At 66.9% G+C, this 13,347-nt stretch carries 6 protein-coding genes and 2 pseudogenes; 5 read left to right on the forward strand and 3 right to left on the reverse strand.

Going from position 1 to position 13,347, the window contains the following annotated elements:
• Positions 1-206: 206 nt before the first annotated feature.
• The 3 genes from DL238_RS06685 to DL238_RS06695 are packed head-to-tail and all read right to left on the reverse strand — an operon-like array spanning position 207 to position 6,192.
• Positions 207-1,406, reverse strand: coding sequence for an endo-1,4-beta-xylanase (locus DL238_RS06685; protein ID WP_115491554.1), 1,200 nt, complete (start codon positions 1,404-1,406; stop codon positions 207-209).
• On the reverse strand, positions 1,403-3,784 hold the full coding sequence (locus DL238_RS06690) for a glycoside hydrolase family 3 N-terminal domain-containing protein (RefSeq protein ID WP_115491555.1): 2,382 nt from the start codon (positions 3,782-3,784) through the stop codon (positions 1,403-1,405). Before DL238_RS06690 ends, DL238_RS06685 begins: the two co-directional genes overlap by 4 nt.
• A 14-nt stretch (positions 3,785-3,798) precedes the next feature.
• Positions 3,799-6,192 carry a glycoside hydrolase family 3 N-terminal domain-containing protein gene (locus DL238_RS06695; protein ID WP_407640853.1) on the reverse strand — a complete coding sequence of 798 codons (2,394 nt, stop codon included), beginning with the start codon at positions 6,190-6,192 and terminating at the stop codon, positions 3,799-3,801.
• Positions 6,193-6,262: 70 nt separating this feature from the next.
• Between DL238_RS06695 and DL238_RS06700 the strand changes: the two genes are divergently transcribed.
• The 5 genes and pseudogenes from DL238_RS06700 to DL238_RS06720 form a co-directional block, all read left to right on the forward strand.
• Positions 6,263-8,383, forward strand: a complete 2,121-nt coding sequence (locus DL238_RS06700; protein ID WP_407640842.1) for an alpha-glucuronidase family glycosyl hydrolase — start codon at positions 6,263-6,265, stop codon at positions 8,381-8,383.
• 58 nt (positions 8,384-8,441) lie between these two features.
• Positions 8,442-9,569, forward strand: a complete 1,128-nt coding sequence (locus DL238_RS06705; RefSeq protein WP_115492807.1) for a LacI family DNA-binding transcriptional regulator — start codon at positions 8,442-8,444, stop codon at positions 9,567-9,569.
• Positions 9,566-11,350, forward strand: a complete 1,785-nt coding sequence (locus tag DL238_RS06710) for an IlvD/Edd family dehydratase (RefSeq protein WP_115491557.1) — start codon at positions 9,566-9,568, stop codon at positions 11,348-11,350. Before DL238_RS06705 ends, DL238_RS06710 begins: the two co-directional genes overlap by 4 nt.
• A gap of 51 nt (positions 11,351-11,401) precedes the next feature.
• Positions 11,402-12,328, forward strand: a pseudogene (locus tag DL238_RS06715) (glycoside hydrolase family 43 protein); the annotation flags it as partial.
• A 99-nt stretch (positions 12,329-12,427) separates the two neighbouring features.
• Positions 12,428-13,288, forward strand: a pseudogene (locus tag DL238_RS06720) (alpha/beta hydrolase); the annotation flags it as partial.
• Positions 13,289-13,347: the final 59 nt, after the last annotated feature.

The raw sequence follows: 13,347 nt of genomic DNA on the forward strand, positions 1-13,347 counted from the left end.
CCCGGTGCTTCTTCCTTCCGCAAGTTCTCAAAAATAAGCACCGGCCCCAGTGGTTAACCCTGGGGTGACGCGGACCTTGCGCGGGGCTTCTGGCAATCTGCGCCAGACCCGCATTCGCAAGCTCGCCACATACGAAAAGACCCGCCCCGAATGGTCGGGACGGGCCTGCTTGTATCGAGCCTCGCGGCTGGTGCGCTACTCCGCGTTCAAGCGTTCTTCAGCGCGTCCGCAATCGCGAAGCGCAGCGGCTTCGGGCTGTAGTCGGAGGCGTAGGGCGTGCCGCGCACTTCCATGCCGTCTTCGCGCATCGCAGGGTCGAAATACTGCAGCCAGTTGAACTTGTCGACCATGCCCCAGGCGAGGATATCGTCCAGATGCGCGTCGTATTCGAGCATCAGGTCGAAATAGCGGCGCGCGAAATCGGCCACCTTGGCATCGCGCGTGGCGATATTGCCGGGCAGCGCCTTGTCCTTCACGTCGAACTCCGTGATCAGCAGGCGGTATCCCATGCCGGTCACCTCGTCGAGGAAGGCGCGCCATTCGCGTTCGGCATAGGGGCCGACGCCGGTCGCCGGGTCGATCTCGAACATCTCGATATGCGACTGGATGCCCAGCGCATCGACCGGCGTGCCGCGCTTGCGGAACCCTTCGAGCAGGCGGAGCACGTCTGGCACGTGCTTGTTGCCGGTGATGTGCGCGGGCTCCCAGCTCATGTAGTCGTTGTAGACCAGCTGGCCTTGCGGGAGCTGTTCGCGCGCGGTGTGGAAGGCGAGGTCGAGCACCGCCTCCGGGCTGCCCATTGCGCGGCTGAGGCTCGTCTCGATCGGCATGTTGCGATCGTGGTCGATCGCCTCGTTGACGACGTCGTAGCTGGTGATCTGGCCGCGATACCGGTCCGTTACCCGGCGGATATGGGTCGTGAGCAGGCGCTCTGCCTCCTGCACCGGGTTGGCGCCGAAATCGTAGGTGTTGAGCCAGTCGGGGAACCACTGAGGGCGATGCCACAGCAGCGTATGCCCGCGCAGCGCCAGCCCCTTGGCCTGCGCGTAGGCGGCGATCTGGTCCATCCGGGTGAAGTCGAATGTCTCGGGGCCGGGGCGCACGGTCTGCCACTTCATCTCGTTCTCGGGCACAACCATGCCGCATTCGGCCTCGACCAGCGCGGTGTAGCGCGGGTTCTGGACCGATCCGGTATCGGTGCGCCCCGGGGTCGAGGAAATCGCGGTCCCGAAATGGCGGCCGCCCCGCTGTGCAAGCGCGTCGAGGCTTGCGTCGGCCGCGGGTGCCATCGGCACGGGAGCGGACGCCGCGCCGCCCAGCCCCTGCGCCGCGCATCCCGCAAGGGGTAGGGCCGCCATCCCGGCGAGGACGCCCCGCCGGCTGGTCTCGATACTTTCGATACTCATACGATCTCCACTTCGACAGCGCGAAGCGATGCGCTGCTGTTGCCGACCGACACGGTGACCGGGCCCGGCTCGTTGACTTCCTCCATCGCGCGATTCCAGATCGCGAGACGTCGCGGTTCGATTTCGAAGCGCACGGTCCGCGCCTCGCCCGGGGCCAGCGTGACCCGCTCGAACCCCTTGAGTTCGAGCACGGGCTGCGTGACCGACGCGTTGGTACGCGTGATATACAGCTGTACGACCTCGTCCCCCGCCTGTTCACCCGTGTTGCGCACGTCGACCTCCACCACCAGCGGCTCGTCGGCGCGGAAGCGGCGCTTGGCGGGGCGGGGTTCGGAGATGGCAAACGTCGTGTAGCTGAGCCCGTGGCCGAAGGGGAACAGCGGAGTCGCCTCGTCGAACAGGTAGCCGCGCAGGGCGCTCGGCTTATGATTGTAATAGAGCGGCACCTGGCCCTCGTTGCGCGCGACCGAGACCGGCAGCTTGGCCCCCGGATTGATACGCCCCAGCAGCGCCTCGGCAATCGCAGTGCCGCCTTCCTGCCCCGCGTACCAGCATTCGAGGAGCGCATCCGCCTTCTCGGCCACGTTGGGCCAGCTCGGCGGGCGACCGTTGATCGCGCACACGACCAGCGGCTTGCCCAGCGCGGCGAGCGCATCGACCAGTTCGTTCTGCTCGCCGACGATATCGATCTCGGTCCGGTCGCCGAGGTGGTTCTTGGCGAAGCCTTCGCGGCTGGTCTGCTCGGTATCGCCGATGGCGAGGATAATCGTATCGGCGCCCTTCGCCACCTCGACCGCCTCGGCGATCAGGCGCAGGTTCTCGGCGCGGTCGGCGAGTTCGATGATGTCCTGCGAGCGATCCTCGCTGGTGGTGATAAACACGCCCTGCGCGGTGACGAAGTCGGCATCGGGCGCGATCGCGCGCAGGCCTTCGATCAGGCTGACGGTCTGCTTCGGCACGCTCGAATAGCCGCCGAGGCGCGCGATGGCGTGGTTGGGGCCGATAACGGCGACGCGGCCCATCGTGGCCGGTCTCAGCGGCAGCGTATTGTCGCGGTTGGTCAGCAGGCACAGGCCCTTGCGCGCCGCCTCAAGCGCCAGCGCGCGTGCCTCGGCATTGCCGGTAATGCGCTGCGCCAGCGCGGCGTCGCCATAGGGGTTCTCGAACAGGCCGGCGCGGAACTTGATCGCGAGCATCCGCGCGCAGGCGGTGTCGACCAGCTCGACCGGGATGCGCCCGGCCTCGACTGCGTCCTGCAGGGTCGCGTAGGCCATGCCGTCGGGCAGCTCGCTGTCGACGCCCGCCAGCAGCGCCTGATGCGCAGCATCTTCGAGGTCGGTCGCGACATGGTGGAGCGTCGCGAGTTCGTTGACGCCGCCGTAATCGCTCACGATCACGCCGTCGAAACCCCATTCGCGGCGCAGAACCTGGCCCAGCAGCCATGTGTTCGCGTGGCTGGGGATGCCGTCGATCTCGTTATAGCTCGGCATCACCGCACCGATGCTCGTGCGGCGAACCACTTCGCGGAAGGGCGGGAAGAAGTTCTCGCGCAGCTCGCGCTCGGAGAGCTGGGCGGGGGAGACGTTGTTGCCCGCCTCGGGCTGGCCGTGCCCGGTCATGTGCTTGAGGGTGGCGAACACCTTGCCCTCGCGCAGTTTGTCGAACTTGCCTGGCCCCTGAAGGCCCTCGACCGCCGCAACGCCCATCTCCGCACACAGGTACGGGTCTTCGCCCCAGGTTTCCTCGATGCGGCCCCAGCGCGGATCGCGCACGATGTCGACCACCGGGCTGAGCACCAGCGGCACGCCGCGTGCGCGGACCTCGCGCGCCGTCACCGACTGGACGCGGCGCATCAGGTCGGTGTCGAAGCTGCCCGCGAGCGCGATCGCCTGCGGGAACATCGTGGCTTCGGTGGCCATGTAGCCGTGGAGCGATTCCTCGTGAAGCAGCACGGGGATGCCCAGCCGCGTGTCCTCCACCGCCCAGCGCTGGAGCGCGTTGATGAATTCGACCGTCTGCTCCGGCGTGCGCCAGCGCGCAGCGGTGCCGCCCGCCGCGCCCGAGATGCCGGGCACGCCGCGCTTGTCGCTGGGGCGGGTGACGTGGCCAATCCCTTCGGGGAAGGCCGCGCTGGCCTTGGCGGCATCGAAGGCGAGCCCGTCGATCATGTCCGCCTTGTCCGCCCACGCGGTGCGGATCTGCGCGATCTTTTCCGCCAGCGTCATGCGCGCCATCAGGTCCGCCACGCGCGCCGTGATCGGCGCGCGCGCATCCCTGTAGAGCGCACCGCCCTGCGCGAGCGCCGCGGGTGCCTGCGCAATCGCGAGCGCGGTCAGGCTGCTTTTCGCGAGCAGCCCGATCGCGCCGCGCCGTGTCATCCCCCCCAAGCGGCTCACGGCGTGACCGTCAGCGTCACGGACTGGAGGTCTTCGGAGTTCGGGCCGACCATGATGGTGAACTCGCCCGGTTCGATGACCCGCTCCATCTCGCGGTTCCACATCATCAGCGAACGCGGTTCGATGGTGATAGAGACGGTGCGGCTCTCGCCCGGCTGCAGGGTGACACGCTCAAAGCCCGCGAGCTCCTTCACCGGCCGGGTGACCGAGCTGATCTCGTCGCGCAGGTAGACCTGCACGACCTCGTCGCCCGCCATCTCGCCGGTGTTGGTGACCGTGGTGGCCACGGTGACCGGCTGCCCCACCGCGATGTTCGCGGAGGAGAGCACGGGCGCACTCATGGTGAAGTCGGTATAGCTGAGCCCGTAGCCGAACGGGTAGAGCGGGGTCACCTCGTCGAACAGATACCCGCGCCGCGCGCTCGGCTTGTAGTTGTAGAAGTTGGGCACCTGGCCGACATTGCGCGCGGTCGTGACCGGCATCTTGCCGCCCGGATTGACCCGCCCGAACAGCGCATCGGCAATCGCGGTGCCCTGCTGTTCGCCCGCGTACCAGGTTTCGAGGATCGCATCGGCTTCCTCGGCCACAGTGGGATAGCTCGGCGGGCGACCGTTCACGAGCACCGCGACGATCGGCTTGCCCAGTTCCCTGAGAGCCGCGAACAGTTCGTTCTGCTCGCCCACCAGGTCGAGGCTGGTGCGGTCGCCGAGATGTTCGGGCGCCCAGCCTTCGCGGCTGGTCTTCTCGGTATCGCCGATGAACAGCAGGATCGTGTCGGCATCGCGCGCGACCTCGACCGCTTCGGCGATCCGGCGGCGGTTTTCTTCCGGGTCGCCGAGTTCGACCTCGTCCTCCCACCAGTCGTCGTCGCCCTTGGTGATCTCCACGCCCAGCGAGTGAACGATGTTCGCCCGGTCGCCGACCAGCGCGCGAATGCCTTCCAGCGGAGTCACGCTGGCGCGCGGTTCGCCATAATAGCCGCCCAGCCGAGCGACGTCGGCATTGGGGCCGATCACCGCGATGGTCGGCTTCGCGCCGCCTTCGGGCAGGTCGAGCGGCAGGACGCCGTCGTTCTTGAGCAGGACGAGCGACTTCTCCGCCGCCTTGCGGGCGAGAGCCACACCCTCGGGCCCGTTGGAGGTCAGCGCGGTTTCGAGGTCGGGCCATGGATCGTCGAACAGCCCGGCGTTGAACTTCATGGTCAGGAAGCGACGCACGGCAGTGTCGAGCGCCTCCATCGAGACCTTGCCTTCGGCCACGCTCGCGGCGAGGTTTTCGAACCCGTCGCCTTCGGGCAGGTCGACATCGACGCCCGAATTGATCGCGAGCTCACCGGCGGCCTTGTAGTCGGGCACGATCTTGTGCAGCCGCGCCATGTCCTCGATCGCGTAGTAATCCGAAACCACCGCACCGCGGAAACCCCATTCGCCGCGCAGCACGTCGTTGAGCAGCCAGCTGTTGGAGTGCGAGGGGATGCCGTCGATCTCGTTATAGCTCGCCATCACCGCTTCGATCGGCGTGCGGGTGACGACCTGCTCGAAGGGCGGGAAGAACTGCTCGCGCAGCGTGCGTTCGCTGATCTGCGCCGGACCGACATTGGTGCCGCTTTCGGGCTGGCCGTGGCCGGTCATGTGCTTGAGCGTGGCCATCACCTGACCATCCGGCAGCGCGAGGTCGGTGCCCGGGCCGCTCAGTCCCTCGACCGAAGCAACGCCCATTTCGCCGACGAGGAACGGATCTTCGCCGAAGGTTTCCTCGATCCGCCCCCAGCGCGGATCGCGAGCGACGTCCACGACCGGAGAGAGAACCAGATGGACGCCGCGCGCGCGCACTTCGCCCGCAATCAGGTCGTTGATCTCGCGCACCAGATCTGGGTCCCAGGTGCTGGCGAGGCCGATCGATTGCGGGAAGGCGGTCGCATCCTTGGCCGCGAAACCGTGGAGCGATTCCTCGTGGAACAGCACTGGAATGCCCAGCCGCGTTTCCTCCATCGCCCATTTCTGCGCGTCGAGAACGTACTGGATGCTATCCTCGATGCTGCGGCGGGGCACTTCGCGCGGGGAAGTAGGGCCGAGCCTGTCGGAGGGGCGGGCGATCTGGCCGATCCCGTCGGGATAGACCTGGCTCGCCTTGGCCGGATCGAACACGTCGTCCTCGCCCTGGATCGCCGCCTTGCTGTTCCAGACGGTGATGATCTGGGCGACCTTCTCGTCCAGGGTCATGCGGGCCAGCAGGTCCTCGACCCGCTGTTCCACGGGCAGCGACGCATCCCAGTAGGGCGCATCGGCCATCGGTTTTTCGACCGCGACTTCCTGTGCGAGAAGCGGGGCTGTAACGGGTCCGGTAAGCGCCATCAGGGCAGCGCCCGCGGCAAGGCTGGCACGCAGCATAATACGCATTGTCAGTCTCTCTCCCTCGGCCGCCTCGCTTGACTGGGCAGCCCTATGTGGTAGCGCTACCATGATGAGGGTGCGAGAGGTTGTCAACCGGGTTGCGGCGGGGGCCGCGATACTGCTTTTGGCGGTAACAGCGGCCACGCCCGCGTCTGCCGAGGACGGCTACGACCTTTGGCTGCGCTATGCCCCGCTGGAGGGCGAGGCGGCGGTTTATTTGCAGCGCGGTTTCGCCGTCGAAGCCGAGATGACGCCAACGGTGGAAGTGGCGGCGGATGAGCTGGCTGTCGCGCTTGGCAAGATGGCAGGCTCATCCGATCGAAAGCTTCCGGCGCATCCGCGCATCGTCATAGGCACGCGCGATCGCCTTTCGCCCGCCTATAGCGACGTGACCTCGCGACTGGAGGGACTGGCGGCGAACGCTTTTATCATCGGCCAGAGCACTGATGGCAGAATCGTTGTCGCAAGCGATGACGACCTCGGGCTGCTTTATGGCGTGTTCGCGCTCACCCGCCACCTCGCGGTTCATGGAAATCTGGATGATGTGGATCAAGCATCGGCCCCCGCCATGCCGCTGCGGCTGCTCAACCACTGGGACAATCCCGACGGCCATGTCGAGCGCGGCTATGCCGGGCGCTCGATCTTCGACTGGTGGCACCTGCCCGAGAAACTCGATCCGCGGATGATCGACTATGCCCGCGCCAATGCCTCGATCGGGATCAACGGCGCGGTCGTGAATAACGTCAACGCGCGCGGCTTCATGCTCGAGCCGCGCTATATCGCGAAGTTGCAGCGCCTGGCCGACGCTTGGCGCCCTTATGGCATCCGTGTGTACCTTTCTGCACGCTTCAGTGCGCCGGTGGACATTGGCGGGCTCGATACCGCCGATCCGCTCGACCCGCAGGTCGCCGCGTGGTGGCAGGTCAAGGCGGACGAAATCTACGCCAGCATCCCCGATTTCGGCGGCTTCCTCGTAAAGGCCAACAGCGAGGGACAGCCCGGCCCGCAGGATTACGGCCGCACCCATGCCGACGGCGCGAACATGCTCGCCGCAGCGATCGGCGACCGGGGCACGGTGATCTGGCGCGCCTTCGTCTACTCGGCAGAGGACGAGACCGACCGGGCGAAGCAGGCCTACGAGGAGTTCGTGCCGCTCGACGGGCAATTCGCGGACAACGTGATCGTGCAGGTCAAGAATGGGCCCGTGGACTTCCAGCCGCGCGAGCCCTTCCACCCGATGTTCGGCGCGATGCCGAACACGCGCCTGATGCTCGAACTGCAGATCACCCGCGAATATCTCGGCCAGGCGACCGGGGCGGTCTATCTCGCCCCGATGTGGACCGAGGTGCTGGATGCACGGACCGGGCGGGGCGGAAGCGTCGCCCGGATCGTCGCTCCGGTCGGCGTGGCCGGGGTCGCCAACACCGGCTCGGCCCGCAACTGGACCGGCACGCATTTCGACCAGGCCAACTGGTACGCCTTCGGGCGACTGGCATGGGATCCGACGCTCACCAGCAAAGAAATCGCGCGCGAATGGGTCGCGCAGACCTTCGTGCGCGAGCCCGGGCCGCGCGATGCCATTGCCGGTTCGATGGAGCAGAGTCGCGAGAGCGTGGTCCGGTACATGACCCCCTTCGGCCTCGCGCACCTGATGGCGACGGGGCATCACTACGGCCCGGCTCCGTGGGTGTGCGACCTCGCCCGGCCCGAATGGAATCCATGCTACTACCACCGCGCGGACGCGGACGGGATCGGCTTCGATCGCACGGCGAACGGTTCGGACGCGCTGGCGCAATACGCGCCGGAGGTGGCGTCGCAATGGGCCGACCCGGCGGCCATCGACGAGGATTACCTGCTCTGGTTCCACCACGTACCGTGGGATCACCGGATGAAGAGCGGGCGCACGCTGTGGGAAGAGCTGGTCGCCAGTTACGGCTGGGGGGAGCTGCGCATCCTTGCACGCATCCAGGGGTGGCAGAAATTGGCACCCTTCATCGACGCCGAACGGCACGCGGCGGTCGCGGCGGACCTCGCGATCCAGTTGCAGGAGGCGCGCTGGTGGCGCGATGCCAGCATCGCCTACTGGCAATCGGTCAACGGGCTGGACCTGCCGCCCGGCACGCGGCCACCCGAACACGATCTGGAATACTACCGGAAGCTCGACTTCCCCGAGGCGCCCGGACAATGATCCAGCCAATCACAGCGATGCTTGCTGAAAATCGGGAACGCGGTCTATGGACCTGACGATGCAGGACGGATCCGAAGACCGCAAGAAGAGCGCGCGACAAGGGGGCAAACGCGGTGGGCGGCGGGGCAACTCCGCCCCGACCATTGGCGACGTGGCGCGCGAAGCAAATTGTTCGCCGATGACGGTCAGCCGCGTCATCAATGGCGAGGGCAATGTCCGCGAGGAGACGCAGGAGCTGGTGCTCGCCGCGATCCGCAAGCTCAAATATTCGCCCAACCGCGCTGCGCGCAGCCTCGCCGGCGGCGAGCAGCTGCGGGTTGCGCTGATGTTCGACAACCCCTCCGCCTCCTATCTCAGCGAATTCCTGATGGGCGCGCTGGAGGAAGCGACCCGCAACGATATCCATCTGGAAGTCCAGAGCTGCGAGAATCCGGGGGATGCCGCGCCGCTCGTGCGCAAGCTGGCCGAGGGCGGGATCAAGGGTTTCATTCTCCCGCCGCCCTTGTGCGACGATCAGGCCCTGCTCGATCTGGTCGGCGAGCTGGACGCGGTGGCGATCGCGGTCGGCCCGGGCCGGGCGACGGGCACGCACGGCGCGGTGATGATCGACGAATATCAGGCCGCCTACGACATGACGCGGCACATCATCGATCTGGGCCACGAACGGATCGGCTTCATCATCGGCAATCCCGAACAGGTCGCCAGCGGACGGCGCCTGAACGGCTATTGCGCGGCGATCGAGGATGCGGGCCTCGAACCGCTCGACGAACTGATGGCGCAGGGCCGCTTCACCTATCGTTCGGGCATGGCGGCGGCCGAAAAGCTGCTCGCCCTCGACCCGCGCCCGACCGCGATCTTCGCCTCGAACGATGACATGGCAGCCGCGACCGTCGCGGTCTGCCACCGCAACCACCTCGATGTGCCCAACGACATCACCGTCTGCGGCTTCGACGATACCGACATGGCGAGCACGATCTGGCCCGAGCTGACCACGGTCCGCCAGCCGATCCGCGAGATGACCGCCTGGGCCGTGACCGCAATCGCGCGGATCATGCGCGCGCGCCGGACCAACGAGCGGCTGACCCCCGAACAGACGATCCTGCCTTATACCCTGGTGCGCCGCGAATCCGACGCAGCGCCCAGCCTGGTGCGCTCGTCATCCTCCGGCAAGAACGGCGAGCGATGAACGAAAAAGCTTCTCCCGTGCGCCTGCGCAGCCGCGACTGGTTCGACAATGCCGAACGGATGGACATGACCGCGCTCTATCTCGAGCGGTTCATGAATTACGGCGTCACGCCCGAGGAACTGCGCAGCGGCAAGCCGATCATCGGCATCGCGCAGTCGGGCAGCGACCTCTCACCCTGCAACCGCATCCATATCGAACTGGCGAAGCGCACGCGCGACGGCATCCGCGACGCGGGCGGCATTCCGATCGAATTCCCGGTCCACCCGATCTTCGAGAATTGCCGCCGGCCGACCGCCGCGCTCGATCGCAACCTGCTCTATCTAGGGCTGGTCGAGCTACTCAACGGCTACCCGATCGACGGCGTGGTTTTGACGACCGGCTGCGACAAGACCACGCCGAGCCAGATCATGGCCGCATCGACGGTCGACATCCCCGCTATCGTGCTTAGCGGCGGGCCGATGCTCGACGGCTGGCACGAGGGCGAACTGGTCGGCAGCGGCACGGTCATCTGGCGCAGCCGCCGCAAGCTGGCGGCGGGCGAGATTACCGAAGAGGAATTCCTCAACCGCGCAACCTCCAGCGCGCCGAGCGCGGGGCATTGCAATTCGATGGGCACCGCCAGCACGATGAACGCGGTCGCCGAAACGCTCGGCCTTAGCCTGACCGGCTGCGCCGCAATCCCGGCGCCCTATCGCGAGCGTGGGCAGGTCGCCTACCGAACCGGGCGGCGGATCGTGGAAATGGTGCACGAGGATCTGAAGCCCTCCGACATCCTGACGCACGATGCCTTCCTCAACGCAGTCGCCGCAGTCAGCGTGCTGGGCGGATCGTCCAACGCACAGCCGCATATCCAGGCGATGGCGGCACATGCGGGCGTGCGGCTGGAGCCGAGCGTGTGGCAGGATCACGGCTATGACCTGCCGCTCCTGCTCAACATGCAGCCCGCAGGCGAATATCTGGGCGAGCGCTTCCACCGCGCCGGCGGCGTTCCCGCCGTTCTGTGGGAATTGCTGCAAGCGGGCGTGCTCAAGGGCGATGTGCGAACCTGCACCGGCGCGACGATCGCGGAAAACCTTGCGGGCCGCGAAACGAAGGATCGCGAGATGATCCGCCCGTTCGCCGATCCGCTGATGGAGAAGGCGGGCTTCCTTGTCCTGTCGGGCAACCTGTTCGACTTCGGCATACTCAAGACTTCGGTCATCTCGGACGAGTTCCGCGCCCGCTATCTCTCGCGCCCCGGCAAGGAAGGCGTGTTCGAGGCGCGGGCGGTCGTCTTCGACGGGTCGGACGACTACCACCACCGGATCAACGACCCCGACCTGAACATCGACGAGGACTGCATTCTCGTCATTCGCGGATCGGGTGTGATCGGCTGGCCGGGCAGCGCCGAGGTGGTCAACATGCAGCCACCCGACGCGCTGATCCGCGCGGGCACGCAATGGCTGCCGACGCTGGGCGACGGCCGCCAGTCGGGCACCAGCGACAGCCCCTCGATCCTCAACATCTCGCCCGAAAGCGCAGTGGGAGGCGGGCTCGCCTGGCTGCGCACGGGCGACATCATCCGTGTCGACCTCAACGAAGGCACCTGCAATGCCGACGTCGAGAAGGCGGAGATCGAACGGCGGCTTGCGGAAGAGAGCATTCCGGAAACGCCCGCCCACAACACACCGTGGGAAGAGCTGTTCCGTGAGAAGACCGGCCAGCTGGGCGAGGGCGGGGTGATGGATTTCGCGCTCAAGTACCGCGGCACGTCGAGGAAGCTGCCGAGGCACAACCACTAGGCACAGGACGCAATGGGGGAGAAGGCGATGCGCAGGACAATCGGACGGCTGATGGCGCTGGCGCTGCTGGCGACGACACCGGTACTCGCCACCCCGCTCGCCGCGCAGGCGACCGAGGCGAGCACGCCCGGCGTGAACCCGATCATCCGCGACCGCTTCACCGCCGATCCCGCGCCGCTGGTGGTGGGCGACCGGCTCTATCTCTATGTCGGGCACGACCAGGCCGAGCCCGGCGAGATGTTCAACATGCGCGAATGGCTGGTCTATTCCACCGACGATATGCGCAGCTGGACCGATCACGGCCCGATCATGCGGCAGACCGACTTCGCCTGGTCGAAGCAGGATGCCTGGGCGGCGCAGGCGATCGAGAAGGACGGTCGCTTCTGGTTTTACGCCACCGTCGAACACGACGATACGAAGCCCGGCAAAGCTATCGGCGTGGCGGTATCCGACAGCCCGACCGGGCCCTTCGTCGATGCGAAGGGATCCGCGCTGATCTCCAACGACATGACGCCCAAGGGCACGCATAGCTGGGAAGACATCGACCCGACCGTGCTGACCGACGACGACGGGACCACGTGGATCGCCTGGGGTAACCGGCAGGCCTATATCGCCCGGCTCAAGCCCAACATGATCGAGATCGACGGGCCGATCCGGGAGATCACGCCGCCCCACTTCGAGGAAGGCCCGTGGCTGCACAAGCGCGGAGATCTCTACTACCTCACCTACGCCTCGCTCGACCGCGAGACCCATACCGACGAGCGGGTCTCCTACGCCACCGCCACTTCGCTTGATGGCGAATGGACCTATCGCGGCGAACTGACCGGATCGGGGAAGAACAGCTTCACGATCCATCCCGGCATCGCGCAGTTCGACGGCCAGTGGTACATCTTCCTGCACAACGCATCGCTCACCATCGGCGATCGCGAGGGCGCGCTCGGCCGGCGTGCGGTGACGGTGGAATATCTCGAATACAACGAGGACGGCACGCTGAAGCCCGTTGTCCAGACCGACGCTGGCGTCACTGCGCCACGGCCGGATTCGGGACAGGCGGATTCCGAACAGCCGGATTCGGGGCAGGGCGCGCAAATGGTCCCGATCCCCGCGCCTGCGCAGCCGGACGCGATCCCGCTCGGCACCGGCCCACTGCCGGGTGCGCAGAATGCCGAGAGCTGGCATCGCCAATACGGCAGTGAGTTCGCGCGCAACGTGACCGAGGCCACTCTGACCCCCTTCCTGCCCGATCCGGACAAGGCCACCGGCGCGGCAGTGATCGTCGCACCGGGCGGCGGCTTTCGCACGCTGTCGATGTCGAACGAGGGCTGGGAGGTCGCACGGGCGCTGGCTGACCGGGGCGTCGCAGCCTTCGTGCTCAAGTACCGGCTCAATCAGACGCCTGCGGACATGGCGGGGTTCGAGCAGTCGATGCGCGAAATGTTCGCGGGCGCTGCGCGCCCGCAGCGGCCCGCGCCGGATTCGGCAGGCACCATGCTGGCGCCTCAAATCGCCGATGCCAACGCCGCCTTCGCGCTGATCCGCGCGCGGGCGGAAGAGTGGGGCGTCGATCCGGACAGGGTGGGAATGGTCGGTTTCTCGGCAGGCGCGATGCTGACCATGGCGACCACGCTCACCAGCGAGGAAGCGCGTCCCGCCTTTATCGGCGACATCTACGGACCATTGGGCGCTGCCGAGGTGCCGGCGGATGCGCCCCCCCCGCTGTTCGTGGCGCTTGCGGCGGACGATCCGCTGTTCGGCAATAGCGGTTTCGGCCTGATCGAAAGCTGGCGCGCAGCCCAGCGGCCGGTCGAGTTCCACCTCTACGAGCAGGGCGGCCACGGCTTCGGCATGTATCCCAAGGAAACCACCAGCACCGGCTGGTTCGATGCCTTTGCCGCCTGGTTGGCCATGCGCGGCTACGCGCAGCCGGTGGAGGACTGAGCGCTCGGCAGAGCTGTCCTACTTGGCAGGCAGGGGCCATGATGCCGCTGCTCTTTGAT

The sequence above is a fragment of the Alteriqipengyuania lutimaris genome (assembly GCF_003363135.1).
Classification (GTDB): Bacteria; Pseudomonadota; Alphaproteobacteria; order Sphingomonadales; family Sphingomonadaceae; genus Alteriqipengyuania; species Alteriqipengyuania lutimaris.

Bases quoted from the DNA above. Each gene is read 5' to 3' on its own strand.
- DL238_RS06695 (WP_407640853.1), bottom strand. From the start codon at position 6,192: ATGCTGCGTGCCAGCCTTGCCGCGGGCGCTGCCCTGATGGCGCTTACC.
- DL238_RS06685 (WP_115491554.1), bottom strand. From the start codon at position 1,406: ATGAGTATCGAAAGTATCGAGACCAGCCGGCGGGGCGTCCTCGCCGGG.
- DL238_RS06705 (WP_115492807.1), top strand. From the start codon at position 8,442: ATGCAGGACGGATCCGAAGACCGCAAGAAGAGCGCGCGACAAGGGGGC.
- DL238_RS06710 (WP_115491557.1), top strand. From the start codon at position 9,566: ATGAACGAAAAAGCTTCTCCCGTGCGCCTGCGCAGCCGCGACTGGTTC.
- DL238_RS06700 (WP_407640842.1), top strand. From the start codon at position 6,263: ATGATGAGGGTGCGAGAGGTTGTCAACCGGGTTGCGGCGGGGGCCGCG.
- DL238_RS06690 (WP_115491555.1), bottom strand. From the start codon at position 3,784: ATGACACGGCGCGGCGCGATCGGGCTGCTCGCGAAAAGCAGCCTGACC.